The organism is Tianweitania sp. (assembly GCF_032053605.1).
In the GTDB taxonomy this organism is placed as follows: domain Bacteria; phylum Pseudomonadota; class Alphaproteobacteria; order Rhizobiales; family Rhizobiaceae; genus Tianweitania.
On the sequence record NZ_DAMBUH010000067.1, the window covers coordinates 1 to 19,197 of the forward strand.

Annotated in this window: 17 protein-coding genes; 5 read left to right on the forward strand and 12 right to left on the reverse strand. The window is 60.1% G+C overall.

Annotated elements, in window-relative coordinates:
• From RTX98_RS14330 to RTX98_RS14345, 4 genes are all read right to left on the reverse strand, one after another.
• On the reverse strand, nt 1-785 hold a 785-nt coding region (locus tag RTX98_RS14330), incomplete at its 3' end, for an ABC transporter ATP-binding protein (RefSeq protein ID WP_312797431.1).
• Nucleotides 786-787: 2 nt separating this feature from the next.
• Nucleotides 788-1,612, reverse strand: a complete 825-nt coding sequence (locus RTX98_RS14335; RefSeq protein WP_312797433.1) for an ABC transporter permease — start codon at nt 1,610-1,612, stop codon at nt 788-790.
• Entirely contained in the window at nt 1,609-2,559 is a 951-nt protein-coding gene (locus RTX98_RS14340) for an ABC transporter permease (protein WP_312797435.1), read from the reverse strand. The genes RTX98_RS14335 and RTX98_RS14340 overlap by 4 nt, the downstream gene beginning before the upstream one ends.
• Before the next feature lie 61 nt (nt 2,560-2,620).
• Nucleotides 2,621-4,132: an ABC transporter substrate-binding protein gene (locus RTX98_RS14345; RefSeq protein ID WP_312797436.1), complete on the reverse strand. Its 1,512-nt coding sequence runs from the start codon at nt 4,130-4,132 to the stop codon at nt 2,621-2,623.
• Between the two features lie 134 nt (nt 4,133-4,266).
• Here RTX98_RS14345 and RTX98_RS14350 point away from each other — a divergent pair, with 134 nt between their 5' ends.
• Nucleotides 4,267-5,172 (forward strand): LysR family transcriptional regulator, encoded by a 906-nt coding sequence (locus tag RTX98_RS14350; RefSeq protein WP_312797437.1) that lies wholly within the window; start codon nt 4,267-4,269, stop codon nt 5,170-5,172.
• 500 nt (nt 5,173-5,672) lie between these two features.
• Here the strand turns inward: RTX98_RS14350 and RTX98_RS14355 are convergent, their stop codons facing one another.
• From RTX98_RS14355 to RTX98_RS14365, 3 genes are read right to left on the reverse strand one after another with little or no spacing between them, the layout of a single operon-like run.
• Entirely contained in the window at nt 5,673-6,446 is a 774-nt protein-coding gene (locus tag RTX98_RS14355; protein WP_312797439.1) for an ABC transporter ATP-binding protein, read from the reverse strand.
• Nucleotides 6,443-7,537 carry an iron ABC transporter permease gene (locus tag RTX98_RS14360; RefSeq protein ID WP_312797441.1) on the reverse strand — a complete coding sequence of 365 codons (1,095 nt, stop codon included), beginning with the start codon at nt 7,535-7,537 and terminating at the stop codon, nt 6,443-6,445. Before RTX98_RS14360 ends, RTX98_RS14355 begins: the two co-directional genes overlap by 4 nt.
• Nucleotides 7,518-8,468, reverse strand: coding sequence for an AraC family transcriptional regulator (locus RTX98_RS14365; RefSeq protein ID WP_312797442.1), 951 nt, complete (start codon nt 8,466-8,468; stop codon nt 7,518-7,520). The genes RTX98_RS14360 and RTX98_RS14365 overlap by 20 nt, the downstream gene beginning before the upstream one ends.
• A 207-nt stretch (nt 8,469-8,675) precedes the next feature.
• Between RTX98_RS14365 and RTX98_RS14370 the strand changes: the two genes are divergently transcribed.
• Genes RTX98_RS14370 through RTX98_RS14380 form a run of 3 tightly spaced genes read left to right on the forward strand, consistent with a single transcriptional unit; the run spans nt 8,676 to nt 13,074 of the window.
• Complete coding sequence (locus tag RTX98_RS14370) at nt 8,676-10,850, forward strand: TonB-dependent siderophore receptor (RefSeq protein ID WP_312797443.1); 2,175 nt, start codon at nt 8,676-8,678, stop codon at nt 10,848-10,850.
• Complete coding sequence (locus RTX98_RS14375; RefSeq protein ID WP_312797445.1) at nt 10,844-12,007, forward strand: ABC transporter substrate-binding protein; 1,164 nt, start codon at nt 10,844-10,846, stop codon at nt 12,005-12,007. Before RTX98_RS14370 ends, RTX98_RS14375 begins: the two co-directional genes overlap by 7 nt.
• On the forward strand, nt 12,004-13,074 hold the full coding sequence (locus RTX98_RS14380; protein WP_312797447.1) for a siderophore-interacting protein: 1,071 nt from the start codon (nt 12,004-12,006) through the stop codon (nt 13,072-13,074). The genes RTX98_RS14375 and RTX98_RS14380 overlap by 4 nt, the downstream gene beginning before the upstream one ends.
• 752 nt (nt 13,075-13,826) lie before the next feature.
• Here RTX98_RS14380 and pcaF read toward each other — a convergent pair.
• Genes pcaF through RTX98_RS14395 form a run of 3 tightly spaced genes read right to left on the reverse strand, consistent with a single transcriptional unit; the run spans nt 13,827 to nt 16,445 of the window.
• Nucleotides 13,827-15,032 (reverse strand): 3-oxoadipyl-CoA thiolase, encoded by a 1,206-nt coding sequence (gene pcaF, locus RTX98_RS14385; RefSeq protein ID WP_312797449.1) that lies wholly within the window; start codon nt 15,030-15,032, stop codon nt 13,827-13,829.
• Between the two features lie 10 nt (nt 15,033-15,042).
• On the reverse strand, nt 15,043-15,741 hold the full coding sequence (locus RTX98_RS14390; protein WP_312797451.1) for a CoA transferase subunit B: 699 nt from the start codon (nt 15,739-15,741) through the stop codon (nt 15,043-15,045).
• Nucleotides 15,738-16,445 (reverse strand): 3-oxoacid CoA-transferase subunit A, encoded by a 708-nt coding sequence (locus RTX98_RS14395; protein ID WP_312797452.1) that lies wholly within the window; start codon nt 16,443-16,445, stop codon nt 15,738-15,740. Before RTX98_RS14395 ends, RTX98_RS14390 begins: the two co-directional genes overlap by 4 nt.
• A gap of 121 nt (nt 16,446-16,566) precedes the next feature.
• Here RTX98_RS14395 and RTX98_RS14400 point away from each other — a divergent pair, with 121 nt between their 5' ends.
• Nucleotides 16,567-17,322, forward strand: a complete 756-nt coding sequence (locus tag RTX98_RS14400; RefSeq protein WP_312797454.1) for an IclR family transcriptional regulator domain-containing protein — start codon at nt 16,567-16,569, stop codon at nt 17,320-17,322.
• A 199-nt stretch (nt 17,323-17,521) separates the two neighbouring features.
• On the opposite strand, the gene RTX98_RS14405 is transcribed toward RTX98_RS14400, so the two are convergent.
• Nucleotides 17,522-18,775 (reverse strand): D-amino acid dehydrogenase, encoded by a 1,254-nt coding sequence (locus RTX98_RS14405; RefSeq protein ID WP_312797455.1) that lies wholly within the window; start codon nt 18,773-18,775, stop codon nt 17,522-17,524.
• A gap of 28 nt (nt 18,776-18,803) precedes the next feature.
• The coding region (locus tag RTX98_RS14410; protein ID WP_312797456.1) for an alanine racemase at nt 18,804-19,197 on the reverse strand (394 nt) is incomplete at its 5' end.

Sequence of the window (19,197 nt, forward strand, 5' to 3'; positions counted from 1 at the left end):
AGCGAGGGCAGGGCGGCAAGAAGGGCGCGGGTATAGGGATGGCGCGGGTGGTCGAGCACTTCCGCGGTCGTGCCCGTTTCGACAAAGCGCCCGCCATACATCACGGCCACCCGGTCGCAGACCTCCGACACGACGCCGAGATCATGGGTTACCAGGATGATCGCCGTTCCCGAAGCGTCGCGACGCTCCAGCAGCAGGCGCAGGATCTGGTCCTGCACGGTGACATCGAGCGCCGTTGTCGGCTCGTCGGCGATGATCAGCCGTGGCCGTAGCGCCAGGGCCATGGCAATGACGATGCGCTGCCGCAATCCGCCGGAAAGCTCGTGTGGCCATGCATCGAGCCGCCGCTCGGGCGACGTGACATGAACGTCGCGCAGAAGCTGAAGCGCCATGGCGCGGGCCTCGCGCCGCGAGACCTTGCGGTGGCGTTCGATCACTTCGGCGATCTGACGTCCGACGCGCATGGTGGGATTGAGCGCCGTCAGCGGGTCCTGGAAGATGAAGGCGACATCACGGCCGCGGATCCGGCCAAGCGCTTTCTCGGGCATGGAAGCAAGGTCGCCGCTTCCGTCCAGCAACACGGTTCCACCGGCGACCCGCGCATCGGCGCCGCCGAAAAGGCGCACGATCGAACGGCAGGTCGCGGACTTGCCGCAGCCGCTTTCGCCTACGATGCCGAAGATCTCGCCGGCTTGTATGTCGAAGTCGACGCCGTCCACGGCGCGCGCGGTTCCAGCCGGGCCTCTGAATTCGGTAACGAGATTGCGGACCGACAAAAGCGCCATGATCAGCCCTTTGGTTTCAAGACGGTGGCAAGGCCTTCGCCGACCAGCGCAAACGCAATGCCCACCCAGGCAATGGCCAGGCCCGGGAAGATCGTCATCCAGGGCGCATCGCGCATGTAGTCGATGCTTTCCACGATCAGGAGCCCCCATTCGGGGGCCGGTGGCTGGACGCCGAGGCCGAAAAAGGAGAGCGCCGCGACGGCCTGGACCGTCAGCACGAGGTCCGACATGGAGTAAACGATGGCCGGCGTTACCGCGTTCGGCAGGATGTGCCGAAGCATGGTACGCAAGGGGCGGAAGCGCAGGATCTGAAGCGCCTGGACGTATTCGAGCCGGGCGATCACCAGCGTTTCGCCCCGCACGATGCGGGCATAGCCAATCCAGTTCACCATGAAGAAGGCGATGTAGAGATTGCCTTCGCTCGGGCCGAGCACGCCGACGATGGTCAGAACGAGAACATAGAAGGGGAACGCCCAGACTATATCGGTGAGGCGCATGAGGGCGGCATCCACCCAGCCGCCGAAGTATCCTGCGCAAAGCCCAATCAGGGTGCCGAGGATCATCGGCCCGAAGACGCAGGTGATGGCAAGACGCAGATCATAAACGGCACCGGCGATCACGCGCGTGAAGATGTCCCGACCGAAATTGTCGGTGCCGAACCAGTGCAAGGCGTCAGGCGGCTGCAGAGCGTTGCCGAAGTCGAGCGCATAGGGATCGTAGGGCGACACCATCGGCGTCACGACGACGGCCACCAGTAGCACGAGCAGCATGGCAAGGCCGACAAGTCCTGCAGGACTAGTGATGAAACGGCGGACCGAGGGGCTCAATTCATCCTCGCTCTCGGATCAGCCAGGGAATAGGCGATGTCGGTCAGGAGATTGACCAGCACGACCAACACCGCGAAGCACACGGTCAGGCCCCGGATAACGGGAAAGTCTCGAGACTGGATGGCGTCGATGAGCAGGCTGCCAAGACCCGGCACGGCAAAGATCTTCTCCACCACCACGGTGCCACCAATGATCCAGCTGACCCGCACGCCGATCACCGAAATGGTCGAGATGAGGCTGTTGCGCAGGATGTGGCGACGAAACACCTGCGAGGCGCTGAGCCCCTTGGCGCGGGCTGTGTCGACATAGTCCGACTTCATAGTATCAATCAGCGTTGCCCGTAGGCTCTGCTGAATAAGGGCAGCCGTCGAGAGGCCCACAACGAGTGCAGGCAAAAACAGTCGGTGTAGGTTCTCCAGAAAGCCCGTTCCGACTCCACCGGTCGGAAACAGGTCTAGTCGCAACGAGAATTCCAGGATCAGCACGAAGCAGAGCCAGAACGGCGGCATGGCGAGGAGCAGCACGAACAACTGCCGGATCAGCACATCCGCGAGACGTCCGCGGCGCAAGGCAGCGAGTGTCGCGAAAGGCAGCGCGATGGCGATGCCGATGACGGTGGAGTAAAGTGTCAGCGCCAGGGTAACCGGCAGGCGTTCGAGCACCAGGCGCGAAACGGGCAGCTTGTAGAACAGCGAATAGCCGAAGCTGCCTGTAACGCAGTCGCGCAGGAAGATCAGATATTGCTGCCACAGCGGCAGGTCGAGCCCCCACATCGTGCGCATGGCCGCAAGGTCTTCGGCGGTCGCCCGCGTGCCCATGGCGTGCTCGACGGGATCGCCCGGCATGACCTGCAGGAGCAGGAAGCTGAGGATGGTGATCCCGAACAGCACCGGCACCAGCATCAGAGAACGCTGAAGGATGGATTGAAACATGGCTGCGCCGGTCATGTTGGTAAGGTCGCCTCAAACCAGCCCCTACCGCCAGGACGGGACTGGTTCGAGAACGGGATCAATCGGCGAAGGTGACGTCCTCGAGGCGGAAGTTCGAAGTCGGCAGGATCTCGAAACCCTTGACCTCGTCACGTACCGCCCAGGCAGATGCCGGATGGTAGAGGAAGATATCCGGTGCGCCCGTTTGGAAGAGGCGGACTATCTCTTGGAACTGCTGGCCGCGCTTTTCACCATTGATGGTTGAACGCTCCTCGGCATAAAGCGCGTTCAACCGCTCGTTCTTCCACTGCGTGTGGTAGGCGTTCGCTCGCTCAGGATTAACGGCGAGGAAGCCGATCAGCTGGTCGGGATCGATCGTGTCAGACGTGGCATAGCTCAACGCCATTTCATAATTGCCGGCCTTTGTGGTTTCCCACATCGTGCCGCCTTCGATCATCTGGATGTCGATCTTGACGCCAACTGCGCCCAGCATGGCCTGAAGTGCGACAGCGGTATTCCGATGCGCGGCGTTGCTCGAATTGACGAGCATCGTGGTGCTGAGCCCGGTGACACCAGCCTCGGCCAGCATCGACTTCGCCTTCGCCGGGTCGTAAGGGTATGGCTCGAGCGCCGGATCGGCATAGGCCATCACCGGCATGGCGCTCGCCGCAACCTTGCCCGCATCGTAAAGAACGCCCTTGATCAGCGCCTGCTTGTCGATGGCGTAGTTCAGGGCTTGCCGAACCTTCTCCTGGTCGAAGGGCGGCTTGGTGGTGTTGAGCATCACGAAGTCGCTGCGATAGGGCACGACCTGGCCGACGCTGATGCCATCTTTCGCGTCGAGCGCCTTCAGCTGGTTCAGCGGTGGATCGAGGATCAGATCGGACTCGCCCGCCTCGAGCTTGATGACGCGGGCCGATCCTTCGGCCACGATGTCGAGTTCCGCGCCTTCCACGGCAGGTTTGCCGGCCTGCCAATAGTTCGGGTTGGCAGCGAGCACGATCCTCGACCCGCGTGACCATTCCTTCAAAACAAAGGGTCCGGAGCCAACCGGATGCTCGAAGAAGGCATCGCCCTCCGCTTCGACCTTCGCCTTAGGCAGGATTGCCGCCGAGAACAGCGCAAGGTTGTTGAAAGCTGGAGTGAACGGCTTTTCCAGCGTCATGACGATCTCGTTGGCGCCGCGGATCTCATAGCCGGTAATCGGCCGAAAGAAGCGGCCCCAGTCCGACTTCTCGGAAGCAGCGCGACGCAGCGAGAACTCGACATCCTGCGGCGTCACGGGTGTGCCGTCGGAAAACTTCGCGTCACGGAGCTTGAAGGTCAGGGTCAGCCCGTCTTCGGAAACGGTCCAAGCTTCGGCTAGACCCGGCTCCAGCCCAGTACCAGCTTTATCCGGCCGGATTAGGGTGTCGTAGATCAGGAGCTGCGTCCAGATGGAGCCGTTATCGCTCGTCGCGATCGGATCAAAGGACACGGCGTCCGCGCCCATGGCAACGCGTAGCGCTTTTGCCTCACCGGCGGCGGACAAGGCTAGGCTGGAAACAGTTAGGCTGGCAGCCAGCAAGACGGCTTTTATCTTCACTCTCATCGCATTCCCCTCGAATGGCGTTGGTCTTTGTGACACTTTTTGAGCAGTGCAAATTGCTTTGACACCGCAAGGCTAGCATGACTTTCTGCAGGCCTGTAATAATAACGATGCCATGACCAATCAGCAGGCTGATAATGAACCTTCGAGAGCTTGAACTGTTCGGTACGTTGATGCGCGTTGGTACGACGATCGAGACCGCGCGGGTTTTGCGCATGTCTCAGCCTAGTGTCAGCGGACACCTGAAGCGCCTGGAAGCCCGCATCGGCTTCTCATTATTCCATCGGTTCGGCAATCGACTAGAACCGACTGCCGAAGCACAGCAGCTGTTTGCTGAGGCAGCTCCAATATATGCAACGCATACGAAGATACGTGGGAGATTGAGCGAGCTTTCCGTCAACGCGACGCGGCCAATTGCCATTTCGGCTACACCAGCTGTTGTGGAGGGGTATCTTGCCAAGCTGCTGCAGAAGGCAGGTTACTCCAATTGGCAAAAGCGTCTGCATCTCCGTGTTACAGAACCAGAAATCGATGTTCGAAGCGGATGGGCGGATGTAGGCTTTCAGATGGCCGTTCCACCGAAGGCTGAGTTCCACACGGAAGAAGTGTTGCGAGTTTCCCTGCACGCAGTCTTCAAACGTCGTAGCCCATTGGAAGCCAAGCGGAGCATTTGTCTTGCTGAACTAACGAACCTTCCACTTGTTTGTTACAACCCTGGTTTTTCGCCGATGGGTGTAGCTATTCGGGAGGCCTTTGAAGCTCAGAACCTTCCATATGATCCAAGCTGCATCGTGCCGTTCACTTCGACTGTATGTCATCTAGTCGAAATGTGTGGAGGGGTGGGCATCATTGATGAGTTGACGGTTTCGAGGCTCCGGTCGCCGGATCTGGCTAGTCGTCCGCTGGTGGATGCACCTACGCTTGGTCTAATGGCTTTTTACCGCCGTAATGAACCACTTCGCGCAGCTGTTCATGACCTGCTGTCAGCGCTAAAAACAAGCTCAACCTCCAACCCGAAAGAACCGGTACTGGACAAAGTTTAGTATGTCGCCTTCTTCGCAAGAGTAGATCTCGTACGTGACGACGTCATATATCGTAGTCGCCAGCGCGCGGCGCTTCCTGCGTCTATAGCCTGATATCTGCTAGACATCCGCGTTATGAGATCAATTCACATGCGACCGGTGCCTGCGCCCCGGTATCCGGCTTTGGCCGGAAGCGGACAGTCCGCTTCCGGGTTTGAGAAGTGGAAAGCAGACATTCCGCTACTGGCCACGAGCGGACTGTCTGCTTCTTGGCAGTTGATCGGCAAAAGCTGCCTATTCTTGACCAAAGAGCTCTGCCTGTTGTGACGTGTCGAAACGATCGTCCGTCCGTAGATGTGGGTGACGCGGCTGGATACGTGGCTACCATATTGGGATCGAGAGCACAGGTTCAGACACGCTTGTTCTAAATCCTCAGGCTTGTGGAAAACAAAGCGTTCAAAGGTTAGGCTAAGAGCTCTGGCCTTACCTATCGCTGTCCGTGGCTTTTGGGCTGAAGCACGTTATCGTTCCAGATACGGATGAACTAAGAGTTGCCCGCGACTTCCGCGTTCGATCGTCAAGCCAACCCCGTAAGCACTAGCTGTCTGTCCCAGTTCGAGCACCGCTTCCGGCGATCCATCAGCTTTTACGGCGCCATCTTGAATTAACAAAAACCGGTCGGCGAAGCGACTGGCCAAGTTGAGATCATGAAGTGCCGCGATCGTCACAATATTACGCTGACGCGTCACGTCCTGAACAAGATGCATGACTTCTAACTGGCGGCGTAGGTCGAGGGCGCTTGTCGGCTCATCAAGCAACAGAACGTCAGGATCGCGCACAAGCGCTTGGCTGATTGCAACCAGTTGCTGCTGTCCGCCGCTGAGTTCCGGTACGAGCCGATCCGCAAGATGCTCGATCCCCAGCGAATCCAGCACGGATTCTACCTTCGCTATATCGTCGGAAGTCACCCTGCCGCTTCGCCAACCGCGTCTGGCAAGCATGATGACATCGAAGACGCAGAGTGCGGCACGGGTTGCGGTGTGCTGCGTCAGCAGGAAAATGCGCTCTGCTCGGCGACGCTGCGAAAGTTCGGCGAGGTTCACGCCATCGAGCGTGATCGTCCCTTCTTTCGGTGGCAGCAAACCGCTCAGCAGTTGAAACAGGGTCGACTTGCCCACACCGTTTCGCCCGATCAGCGCTGTCACTTCGCCCCGTTTGAACGGCGAGGCGGTCAGCGATGAAAACAGCGGCATCGCATGGTAGCCGAAGCACAAACCTGTGACCTCAAGGCTCATCTCCATGTCTCCTTACGGAGTGACAGGACGAGGCTGAGGAAAAACGGCACGCCGACCAGCGCGGTGATGATGCCGATTGGGTAGATCACACCAGGTGTAAGAGCCTTTGCAAGCGTCGAGGCGAGTGAAAGGATGATGGCACCGGCAGCGGCAGAAACGGGCAGGAAGTAACGCTGATCTTCGCCCACAAGCATTCGCGCCAGATGAGGACCAACAAGGCCGATAAAGCCGATAGTGCCGACGAATGCCGTTGCCGTTGCCGCCAGCAGCGATATCGAGGCGAGCATCTCAAGTCGCAGCCGAGAAACCGGCACACCCATTGTGGCCGCTCGATCGTCACCCATAGCCAGCACCGTCATCATGGAGCTGCGCATGAGGGACAATGGAATGATCAGGGCAAGAAACGCAGCGCAAACGCCGATCTTGGTCCAGGAGGCCCGCCCAAGGCTCCCCATCATCCAGAACACGATTTGCTGGAGTTGCGCTTCCGAAGACCGGTATTGGATGAAGGCCAGCAGGGCGTTGAAGGTAAAGAACAACGCGATCCCTACGAGAACGAAGGTCTCGACGGTCACCCCGCGCATGCGTGTGAAAATAAACAACACGAGCGAAGTCGCCAGCGCGAAGATGAAGGCGTTGGCAGTGATGAGAAATCCACCGGAACCTGGCCAAAGGCCGATACCCAGCGCGATTGCGAGTGCCGCCCCGAAACTTGCCGCCGATGAAATGCCGAGCGTGAACGGATCGGCGAGCGGATTATGCAGAATAGTCTGCATCTGTGCGCCGGCCATTCCAAGCATTGCGCCAATTAGAACCGCCATCAGCGCCACAGGCAAACGAACGTCCCAGACGATGATCGACAGCCTGGGCGCAACAGAGTTCGGTGAGACAAGTGCTGTCAGTACCTCGACCGGCGAGTAGGAGCCGGGCCCGACGCCCACATCGACGCATACCGACACAAGAAGGATGAGAAGTGCGCCGAGAACGAACATCGACTTCCTGAAGATGCGGCGGCGATAACGCTCGCCAGCACGCATCGGGATCGAGGGTGTCATGGTGAACTCCTGCTCGTCATTCTGCAGCGATTTCACTTGGCGAACGTCCAAAGCGACGCTTGAACGCCGTCGCAAAATTCGCCGCGCTCGAATAGCCTGCCAAGGCAGCGACCTGCTGGATACCTGTGTCGCCGCCTTCCAGCATGCGCTTCGCATCATCCAGCCGGACCTGACGGATATGATCGAGAACGCTGGTGCCGTATTTCGCCTGGAACAGGCGCTGCAATCCGCTCACGCTGACGCCTGATTGTTGAGCAATGTCCTCGACATGCAATTTTTGCCCCTGCCGCGCTTCGATAAACTGTTCCGCCTGCCGTAACCGTATGGTCTCTGTCGCACTTAACATGCTCGACCTTGGCATTGGTTCTTGATGCGTAGAGGCCGCCAAAGCCTCTGCGACGATTTCGACCGCTGCGCTTTCCACCATGAGTTCGTGTAGTGCAGACAGCCCCGCTGCAGGCTTCATGATACGAGAGACGAGGCTTGCCAGACGCCGGGTCAACTGCCAGCTCTGGCTTGCAAGATGGTCGCGCAGCAGCGCTTCCGCCGGCCGGTGATCGTCGAGCGCTGAAAGTCCGTCGCGGTCCAGCCATTCCGGCGATGCCGATACGACGAGATGGCGGATCTGTTGATGACCGCGAGAGCGCCGGCAGAAGCTCTCGAGCCGCGCACTGGAGATGATCAATCCCTGGTTCCTGCTTTCAGCTCCTTGGAAATGAAAGTTCCGGTCACCGATCGCAACGTTAACATCGCCGGACAGGAAGAAAACGCAAGAAACACCTGCATTCTGTGACGAGTTGGCGGTGAAACCGGCTTCCTCGAACACGTCGCTGGCATGCAGATGAAGGCCACGCCGGAGCTCGCGATGCCAGAACTCGCCGCGAAATAGCGGCGTGTCCATCGATAGACGATCCTCCTGGCTTTCGAAGGTCACGCCCGGACGCTGAGTGAGGTCCGAAACGCGCATGATACTCGTTGCTGTATGTACCATTTCATGCCCGATTTGGCGCTATGCCTTTGGGACGTCCGCGCCCGCCGTCAACGCGGTTGCGCGTTTCGCAAACATCTTTGGCAGCCCCGCAAACATCATCACTGTTGTACCTGCCGAGCCTCTCCCCTACCACAAATATGAATAAAAAAGTCAACTTTTGGACGGGGAAGTGGTATGAGAAGCATGTCGCGCACATCGGCTGTCGTTGGCGCCACAGCAGGTCTGCTGACGGCGCTGTCTTGCAGCACGGCCCTCGCGCAAACGCCCGTCACACTCGATCAGGTCGTCGTCACCGGTGAAGGCGAGGCCAGCGGCAAGGGTCCAGTCAACGGTCTGGTGGCGAAGCGAAGTGCATCAGCCTCCAAGATCGATACGCCGCTGCTCGAAACGCCACAAGCCGTCAGCGTCGTGTCGCGCAAGGAGATCGATGCTCAGGGCGCAGAAAGCGTTTCGCAGGCGCTACGTTATACGCCCGGCGTTCTGTCCGATCCAAACGGCCACGACATCCGCTATGACTGGCTCTACATCCGCGGTTTCAGCACCTATGGCACGATGTGGCTGGACGGCCTCAACCTTCCGGGCGATCCGAACAACTACGCCGTGCCGACGATCAATCCCTATTCGCTTGAGCGAATAGAGGTCATCAAGGGACCAGCGTCCGTCATGTATGGTCGCGCTGTCCCCGGCGGTTTGATCAACCAGGTCAGCAAGCGGCCCCAGGCTGAGACGCATCGCGAGGCGTCAGTCGGGACTAATGGCTTCGGAGGCGTGCAGGGCTCCGTCGACATGACTGGCAAGATCACCGAGGACGGCACCTGGCTCTATCGGTTCGCAGGACAAGCCAAGAACCTTCATACCCAGATCGACCATGAGCGCGACCGCCAGGTCATGCTGGCGCCAAGCATCACCTGGGCGCCGACCGACGCGACTTCGCTGACACTCTACGGCTACTACCAGCATGATGTGCCGATCTTCAGCCCTCGCTTCTACCCCGCCACTGGCACCTTGCTACCAAACCCGGCTGGCCAGATCCCGCGCGACGTATTCCTGGGAGATCCGAACTGGGGTGAGTTCAACCGCGATTTCTATTCGCTCGGTTATGAATTCGAGCATGCTTTCAACGAGACATGGACGGTTCGGCAGAACCTGCGCTACTCGGCTGCTAAGCAGAACATGGACCTCGTTCTGGTCAATCCGGCATTTGCCTACAATGGTCCCGGCACGACCCTAAGCCGCGTTACCGCCATTGCTGAGGACGATCTCAGCAACTTCGCGGTTGATAGCCAGGCGGAAGCGCGTTTCGAGACAGGCGCGCTTGATCATACAGCGCTGATGGGCCTCGACTATGTGCGCACCCGCTCCAGCACCAATTTCGGCAATACGGGCCCAGGCGTTGCTGTGCCGCCGATCGACTATCTCAACCCGGTCTACGGCTTCGACTTCCCACGTGCCTCCTTCACTCGCTCCGGATTGCAAGTGCAGAATCAGGTCGGCGTCTATGCGCAGGATCAGATCCGCTATGATCGTTGGGTCGGCACGTTTGGCCTGCGTTACGACGTGTCGGATATCGACAGCGACAACCGCCTGAACGGCAGCAGTGTCACGACACGCGACGAGGCGCTTACAGGTCGCGCAGGCATCACATATCTCTTCGATAACGGCATAGCGCCATATGCGAGCGTCTCGACCTCTTTCTTGCCGCAGCTCGGGACGGACCGTCTCGGCCAACCTTTCGAGGCCCTCACTGCACGCCAGTTCGAGGTTGGCATAAAGTATGAACCGACCGGTGGACGCGGGATGATCGGTGTGTCGCTCTTCGACATGCGCATCGAGAACGGCCTGACCAATGATCCTATCAACACGCTTTTTTCGGTTCAGACCGGCAAGCAGCGCGTGCGTGGGATCGAGCTTGAAGGCAAATACGAGATCACCCCATCGCTTGCGGTTCTTGGGTCATATGCCTTCTCGGATTCGGAAGTGCTTGAATCAAACAATCCGCGCCAGGTTGGTCGCGCGCTGGAGCGGCTTCCTGAACATCAGGGATCGGTTTGGGTGAGCTATCAGCCGAGCTATGTGGACGGTCTGTCGCTAATGGCCGGCGTTCGCGCCACCTCGTCCTACAATGCCGACACGAACCGTCTGGCACAGTTGAAGATCCCTGATCGTGCGCTTGTTGATATTGGTGCGGAGTTCGATTTCGGTGCCTTGAACGAGACTTATGAAGGCACGAGGCTGAAAGTCGGCGTCACCAACCTGTTTGACGAGAAGTATGTGTCGCATTGTCTAAATGCCACCGGCGGCAGCTGTAATTACGGCGCGGCACGCACTTTTACCGCCAGCCTGAAATACGAATGGTGACATTGATCCACCATCGCCAGATCGATTGCGTCGCCCTTCACCGGGCAGCCCAATTCGCGCGGCTGATCGCTGCCTTTGCGCTAAGCTTGCTTTTGGCTGTCTTTTCGACCGGTATGGCACGCGCCGAGCCAGTCACGGTTACCGATATTATGGGCCGCCAGGTGTCGCTCGACGCGCCTGCCAAACGCATCATCCTGGGCGCTGGTCGTCACCTGCCGGTGCTCGGTCTCATTCATTACGACCCAGCCTCTCTCCTTGTTGGCTGGCGTGATGACTTTCGCCGCGACGTGGCAACCTTCGAGGCATGGGCCTCGAAGTTCCCAAGACTGGCTGACTTACCCGTCGTCGGTGGCCCGGCAGGCTCTGGCCTCGATGTCGAAACCGTCGTAGCGCTCGAACCCGACCTGGTGATCCTCAGCCTGTACGATGCAGAAGCTCTCGATTCAGCGCGCTCGATCGAGATGCTCGAACGGCTAGGTATACCAGTGCTCGTTCTCGACTTCTTCTCGCAGCCCTTGAAGAATTCCCGACCCAGCCTTCGGATGTTGGGTCAGGTGCTCGGCACAAGCGAGAAAGCGGAGGCCTTCATCGCCTTTTATGATCGACATATGAAGGCAATTGCGGATGGCCTCGCCGTCGCGCCATTCGAACGACCATCCGTCTTCATGCATGTCCATGCCGGAGGCACGCCCTGCTGCGCCTCACCCGGTCATGGTATCTTCAATGACATGATCGAACTGGCGGGCGGTCGAAACTTGGCACTCGACTACATCCCAGGTTTGTATGGCGACGTCAGTGTCGAACAGCTGCTTGTGGACGATCCGCAAATCTATATCGCGACGGGCGGCGCCTACCAGGCAGCTCGGGGCGGATTGGTACTTGGGCCGGGCATCCCGGAAGCCGATGCCCGTGCATCGTTCGAAGGCCTTCTTCGCGAGGGACCTCTTGCGCAGCTGACGACGATACGCGAAGGGCGTGCACAAGCGTTGTGGCAGATGTTCAACGACACACCTATTCATATCGTCATGATTGAGCGGCTGGCGAAGCTCTTCCACCCTGACCGCTTCCCTGATCTCGATCCGCAAGCAACGCTCGACCAAATCAATCGCGATTTCCTAACCGTGCCGATGACAGGCACGCTCTGGTTGGATCAATGATCCTCGCAGCTCCGGTTCAGGATACCAACGTGCATACGACCCATGCCACTGTTCACCTCACAAACCCTATGACCGTGATGGAAGCCATGCGCTCTCATTTGGCCGAGCACGACATCGAGGTCATCAAAACAAACGGCGCATTCCATGCCGAACTCCGTGGCGCCAAGGCTGTACTGCGCGCAGACGGGACAAAACTAGCTCTTGAAGCCCGAGCAACAAGCCAAGCGCATCTTGAGGATGTCACCGCCTTCCTTGCTGCCCACGTCTTGGAATTCGCCAATCCGGAGGTTCCCTCCATCCGCTGGGATGGGATGCCGGAGCGGCAACTCTTCGCCGACTTCCGCGAACTGCGTGTAATTTTAGTCACCGACATCACGCCGCACATGCGCCGCGTGACTTTGGCCGGCGACAATCTTTTCCGTTTCGCGACAAGTGAAAACCTGCATGTCCGGCTGTACTTTCCGCAAGCCGGCACCGAGCCGGAATGGCCTGTGCGTGGACCTAATGGACTGCCACTCACCGGGGCTTCCGCCGGACGTCTCGATATTCGAAAATATACGATCCGCCGCATCGATCCCGCTTCCGGCGAGCTCGACATAGACTTCGTGCTGCATGACGATGCAGGCCCCGGCAGCGGGTGGGCTGCCCGCGCAGTTCCGGGTGATCGTCTCGGCATGGCCGGACCCGGCGGGCGAAGCGCGAAAGCGACCGACTGGGTGCTTCTCGCTGGTGACGAAACGGCTCTTCCCGCTATCGCTCGCATCATGGAAGAGCTTCCTGCGACCACTCGCGGTTACGCCCTGATCGAAGTCACAGACGAACACGACCACTTACCTCTTCGCCATCCCGATCGCGTCGTTCTGCAATGGCTGCATCGACGTAGCGGTGAAACCCTCACAGCCGCGACCCGCGCAGTTGCCATACCGACCAAGGGATCGCGCTTCTGTTGGGCTGGTGCCGACTTCGAGTCTATACAGGCAATCCGTCAACATTGGCGCGATCATGGGCTGTCAAAGCATGAACAACTCGCCGTCTCGTACTGGCGACGCGGGACTGCTGATGCTTAAACTGCCTTATAACACCGTGCTTGCATTGCTGCTTTATCAAACGCAATGCGCGTAGACTGCTGATAGGGGCTTCGCTGTGACGAGTTGCCTCCTTCTCGGTAGATAGCTGGACTGTGCATTGATGAGGGCGAAGCCTGCAGCCTAAGGGAGTGGGCCACAAACAGTGCGATCATCGATGACAAAAGAGCTTTGGTCATCGCGAGCTTCTCTAACAGCGCAGAAGCAGATGATGGCTATTAACGGACGGTCTGCTTTCATATACGACAACTAAGAAGCTCCCGCTTCCTTTCAGCTCGACGGGATGCACGGCTCGATGCATCTGGCTTCCGATACTTTGTGGAACCAAGCACTGTTTAAGCCACCATCAGCGATGAAATGAGAGGCTGGCGACAAGGCGTCGATCAGGTTACGGGCGCCCTTGTGGTCGCTTATCTGGCCTTCCGACAGGAGCAGGATGATCGGTCGGCCTTTCCCGTCGCAGTTGCTGTGGAGCTTGCCTTTGGCTCCCGATCAAGTAAGATCGACCACATCATTGCAGCTCTGGAGGCTAGTGCCAGCAAGTCAGCGGTCTGCCGTACATTCACCATCGCGCGTTCCACACTGATCGACGCGCTCGCGCGTGTTGAATGGTCAGGACCGCCGGCTGGCCGAGGCACGCCGTCAAAGAGGCGAGGGCGGTGACATGACGGCAGCTACCCACTTCGACCTTTTCGACGAAGCTCCGGGTTACAGGCAGTTAAGGTGCCAATGATTTAGACCCGCTCCAGCGCGACCGCGATGCCTTGGCCGACGCCGATGCACATGGTTGCCAGAGCATAGCGGCCCTTGCGCAAAGACAATTCCAGCGCCGCCGTGCCAGCAATTCGGGCACCGGACATGCCAAGCGGATGGCCGAGCGCGATTGCGCCGCCATTCGGATTGATGTGCTCCGCATTCTCGGCGAGGCCGAGTTCGCGGAGCACTGCGATGCCCTGGGAGGCAAAAGCTTCGTTGAGTTCGACGACGTCGAAATCCTTGGGCGACAAGCCGAGGCGAGCGCAGAGTTTCTGCGTTGCCGGAGCCGGGCCGATACCCATGACGCGCGGCGGAACGCCGGCGGCCGCTCCGCCAAAGATGCGGGCGATCGGCGTAAGGCCATATTTCTTTACCGCCGCTTCCGAAGCGACGATCAGCGCGGCTGCGCCGTCATTGACGCCTGACGCATTACCGGCGGTCACGGTGCCGCCCTCCTTCTTAAAAGGCGTGCCTAGCTTGGCGAGCATTTCGATCGTTGTCGCGCGCGGATGCTCGTCCCTCCCAACAACGACCGGATCGCCCTTGCGCTGCGGGATGATGACCGGGGTGATCTCCTGCGCAAGACGTCCGTTTTCCTGCGCCGCAGCCGCCTTCTTCTGGCTGCGCACGGCGAATGCGTCCTGATCTTCGCGCGAGACCTTGTAGTCCGCGGCAACGTTCTCGCCGGTCTCCGGCATGGAATCGACGCCGTACTGCTTCTTCATCAGCGGATTGACGAAACGCCAGCCGATCGTGGTGTCGTAGATCTCGGCGTTGCGCGAAAAGGCGGTCTCGGCCTTGGGCATGACAAAAGGCGCGCGGCTCATGCTTTCCACCCCACCAGCAATGATCAGCTCGGCCTCACCGGACTTGATGGCGCGGGCAGCGGTGATCAGCGCATCCATGCCGGAGCCGCAGAGCCGGTTGATCGTGGTGCCGGAAACCGATACCGGAAGCCCGGCAAGCAGGAGAGACATGCGGGCGACGTTGCGGTTGTCCTCGCCCGCCTGGTTGGCGCAGCCAAAGACGACGTCGTCGATCGCGTCCCAGTCGATGCCGGCATTGCGCGCGATGAGTGCCTTCAGCGGCACGGCGCCGAGATCGTCAGCACGGACGGAGGATAGCGAACCGCCGAAGCGGCCGATCGGGGTGCGGATGTAATCGCAGATATAGGCTTCGGCCATTGTCAGGGTCTCACAGTTCCGGGACGACGAGATCGGCGACCTCGCCCTCGACATGCAGCTTGGCGCCAGTGATCGATTGCAGGTCGTCTAGGCTGATCGCCGGCAGCTTCTCGCGCAGCACGAAGCGGCCGTCCCTGATGTCGATGACGGCGTGGCTGGTATAGACCCGCGTGATGCAGCCGACGCCGGTGAGCGGGAAGGTGCATTTTTCCACCAGCTTTGGATCGCCGTTCTTGGTGACGTGTTCGGTGATGACGAAGACCTGCTTTGCGCCGTGGACCAGATCCATCGCGCCGCCGACGGCCGGTACGCCGTTCGAGCCGACGCGCCAGTTGGCAAGGTCACCGTTTTCCGCAACCTGCAGCGCGCCGAGGATGGCGACGTCGAGATGGCCGCCGCGCACCATCGCAAAACTGTCGGCATGGTGGAAGAAGGCCGAACCCGGCTTCAGGGTGACGGCACGCTTGCCGGCATTGATCAGATCCCAGTCCTCTTGGCCCGGCTTCGGCGCCTCACCGAAATCGAGAATGCCGTTTTCGGTGTGGAATATCGCTTGCCGGCCAGGCGGCTGGTAGCGGGCGACCATTTCGGGAAAGCCGATGCCGAGATTGACATAGGCGCCATCGACGATGTCCTGCGCCGCGCGCCAAGCGATCTGGACATTGGAGAGCTTCACGTCGTCGTTGAGATTCTTCGTCTCGGTGCTCATGCGTAAATCTCTCCGGCGCGGATCATCTCTTCTTCCTGGCGGGCATTCGCCACCTCGACAACGTGATCGACAAAGATGCCCGGCGTGACGATATGTTCGGGATCGATGTCGCCGACCGGCACGAGCCTTGTCACCTGCACGATGGTCTTCGCCGCGGCCATGCACATCAGCGGGTTAAAATTACGCGCCGCCTTGTTGTAGGTGAGGTTGCCGTTGATATCGCCGAGATGCGCCTTGATCAGCGCGAAATCGGCCTTCAACCAGCGCTCCTGCACGTAGCAGCGGCCGTCGAATTCGCCGATCGGCTTGCCTTCGGCGAGCTCGGTGCCATAGGCGGTCGGCGTGTAAAAGGCTGGAATGCCAGCGCCGCCGGCGCGGATGCGCTCGGCAAGCGTGCCTTGCGGAACAAGCTCCAGCTCGATCCGGCAGGCAAGATAGCGGTCGGTGAAGGCACGCGGATCCGAAGACTTCGGGAAGGAGCAGATCATCTTCTTCACCATGCCGGCGTCGATCATGGCAGCGATGCCGATGCGACCATTGCCGGCATTGTTGTTGATGACGGTCAGGCCCTTAGGCCCCTTGTCGATAAGGGCATGGATGAGTTCGATCGGCGCACCGGAGCCGCCAAAACCGCCGATCATCACGGTTGCGCCGTCGCCGATGCCGGCCACTGCTTCGGCCAGGCTTGCGATCCTCTTGTCCACGAACACTCCTCCTCACGGCCAAATCTCTGCGATCGCGTCGTAGGCCCATAGCCACTAGCCGGCAATGTTTTTGTGCGATATATGATATTTGTTCAATTATCGCACATAGGAGATAGGCATTGTGAAGGGAACGGATTTCGTTGGCGGTCTCGCCAAGGGCCTGAAGGTAATCGAGGCCTTCGGTGACACGACGCGCCGGCTAGCGATTGCCGATGCCGCCAATACGACGGGGCTCGACCGGGCGACGGCGCGGCGCTGCCTGCTGACGCTCGCAGAGCTGGGTTATGCCGACTACGACGGAAAGTTCTTCACGCTGACGCCCCGCATCCTGCGGCTTGGCCACGCCTATCTTTTAGCAACGCCGCTGCCTCTGATCGTCCAGCCCGTGCTTGATCGGCTAGCGGAGACCATTCACCAGAGCGCTTCGGCCAGCGTGCTCGATGACACCGAGATCGTCTATGTGGCGCGCGCGTCGCAACAGAGGGTCATGTCGATCAACCTCACACCTGGCAGCCGCCTGCCGGCCTATTGCGCCTCAATGGGGCGGGTGCTGCTCTCCGCGCTTCCGGAGGCCGATGCGCGGGCACGGCTCGAGCGATCCGAGCTGCGGGCGCTGACCCCGCATACGAGAACCGAGATCGAGGGTCTGATGGCCGAACTGGCGCTGGTGCGGGACCAGGGCTATGCGGTCATCGACCAGGAACTCGAGCTAGGTCTATGCTCGCTGGCCGTTCCCCTGCACGACGACCGCGGCCATGTGGTCGCGGCGATCAATATCGGCGCGCCGGCAGCGCAGATCGCCGCAAGCGAGATGGCTGGCCGCTTTCTCGGACCGCTGAAGCAGGCGGCGGCGACGCTGCGTCCGCGATTAAGATAGCTACCGATATTTCATCAGCTTGTTAGCATAAGGAAACAATCCAGTGATGAGGTCTTGCTGAGAACGGTTTGTGTACGACAAGGGGCAGATCGTCGAGGATGCGCCTCCCGAACGGTTCTTCACCAACCGTCACACGAGCACAGCAAGGCCTTCCTGGGCCAGGTCCTGCATCGATCCAAGGTTTCCGGCCGGCATCTGCCTATGCATAGCGCGAGACGGCGAGGTCGGTAGCGTCGATCTCGGGTTTGCGGCCGCTGACGAGATCGCTGATCACGCGGGCAGAACCCGTGCTCATCGTCCAGCCAAGCGTGCCATGGCCGGTGTTGAGGTAGAGGCCGGCGATCCTGGTCGGCCCGATGACGGGGGTACCGTCCGGCGTCATCGGGCGCAGCCCCGACCAGAAGGAGGCCTTCGAGACGTCACCGCCGGGGAAGAGTTCCGTCACCGAGTGCTCCAGCGTGCTGCGGCGGGCCTGGCCGAGATCATTTGTATAGCCGGAAATCTCCGCCATGCCGCCGACGCGAATGCGGTCGCCGAGACGGGTGATGGCAATCTTGTAAGTCTCGTCCATGACGGTCGATTCAGGTGCGCGCGAGGCGTCCGTGATCGGGATCGTCAGCGAGTAGCCCTTCACCGGATAAACCGGCAGCTTGACGCCGAGCGGCTGGACCATTTTAGGCGAATAGCTGCCGAGCGCCACGACGACGGCATCGGCGGCGATCCTGGCGCCCTGTTCCGTCACCACGCCGCGCATACCGCCAGCCTCGACATCGAGACCCTTGATCGTCGTGCCGTAGGAAAAGCGGACGCCAAGCGTCTCGGCCTGCTTTTCCAATGCATTGGCGAACTTGAAACAGTCGCCCGTTTCGTCCTTCGGCGTCAGCAGCCCCCCGACAACCTTGTCACGGACATGAGCGAGCGCCGGCTCAACCCGCACGCAGTCATCGCGGTCGAGAACTTCGTAGGGGATGCCGTCCGCTGCAAGCGCCTTGACGTCCTTGTAGGAGGCATCGAGCTGCGCCTGGGTGCGAAAAAGCTGCAGCGTACCCTGCATGCGCTCGTCATAGGCGATGCCGGTCTCGGCGCGGACATCGGCAAGCGCGACGCGGCTATAGTCGGCCAACCGCAACATGCGGCTTTTGTTGATCGCGTAGCGCTCCGAGGTACAGTTGGACAGCATCCTCACCATCCAGGAGATCATCGCCATGTCGAGTTTGGGGCGCAGGATCAATGGTGCATGCTGCATGAAGATCCATTTCAGCGCCTTGGCCGGAATGCCCGGTGCCGCCCAGGGCGAGCAGTATCCGAAGGAGACCTCGCCGGCATTGGCGAAGCTGGTCTCCAGCGCCGGGCCCTTCTGCCGGTCTATAACGGTCACCTCGTGGCCAGCCTTGGCTAACTGGTAGGCAGAAGTGACGCCAACGATTCCGGCCCCGAGAACAATGACTTTCATGGTATTCCCCTGATCGAGCTTTGCGCTCTTATCGATATTGACGATGGTAGCGGTGACCGAGGCCGGTCAGAATTTCATAGGCGATGGTTCCGGCGTCGCGCGCGACTTCTTCCAGCGTCTGGTGCGGCCCGATCATCTCGACCATGCTGCCAAGCTTCAGCGTGCCTTCCGGCAGGGCCGAGATGTCGACCGTCATGCTGTCCATCGACACGCGGCCGACGATCGGCAGACGAATGCCGTTGAAATAGACGGCGCCCCTATCGCTGAGGCAGCGCGGCAGGCCATCGGCATAGCCTGCGGCGATGGTCGCAAGCCGGGTAACGCAAGTCGTCACATGCGTAGCACCGTAGCCGACCTTGGTGACGGCCGGAACGGTGCGGGTCTGGACGACGGCGATGTCGAGGCCCACGACTGGTTCCATC

Excerpts from the sequence above, each read along its gene's own strand:
- RTX98_RS14340 (WP_312797435.1), bottom strand. The coding sequence starts at position 2,559 with ATGACCGGCGCAGCCATGTTTCAATCCATCCTTCAGCGTTCTCTGATG.
- RTX98_RS14345 (WP_312797436.1), bottom strand. The coding sequence starts at position 4,132 with ATGAGAGTGAAGATAAAAGCCGTCTTGCTGGCTGCCAGCCTAACTGTT.
- RTX98_RS14350 (WP_312797437.1), top strand. The coding sequence starts at position 4,267 with ATGAACCTTCGAGAGCTTGAACTGTTCGGTACGTTGATGCGCGTTGGT.
- RTX98_RS14355 (WP_312797439.1), bottom strand. The coding sequence starts at position 6,446 with ATGAGCCTTGAGGTCACAGGTTTGTGCTTCGGCTACCATGCGATGCCG.
- RTX98_RS14365 (WP_312797442.1), bottom strand. The coding sequence starts at position 8,468 with ATGCGCGTTTCGGACCTCACTCAGCGTCCGGGCGTGACCTTCGAAAGC.
- RTX98_RS14370 (WP_312797443.1), top strand. The coding sequence starts at position 8,676 with ATGTCGCGCACATCGGCTGTCGTTGGCGCCACAGCAGGTCTGCTGACG.
- RTX98_RS14375 (WP_312797445.1), top strand. The coding sequence starts at position 10,844 with ATGGTGACATTGATCCACCATCGCCAGATCGATTGCGTCGCCCTTCAC.
- RTX98_RS14380 (WP_312797447.1), top strand. The coding sequence starts at position 12,004 with ATGATCCTCGCAGCTCCGGTTCAGGATACCAACGTGCATACGACCCAT.
- pcaF (WP_312797449.1), bottom strand. The coding sequence starts at position 15,032 with ATGGCCGAAGCCTATATCTGCGATTACATCCGCACCCCGATCGGCCGC.
- RTX98_RS14390 (WP_312797451.1), bottom strand. The coding sequence starts at position 15,741 with ATGAGCACCGAGACGAAGAATCTCAACGACGACGTGAAGCTCTCCAAT.
- RTX98_RS14405 (WP_312797455.1), bottom strand. The coding sequence starts at position 18,775 with ATGAAAGTCATTGTTCTCGGGGCCGGAATCGTTGGCGTCACTTCTGCC.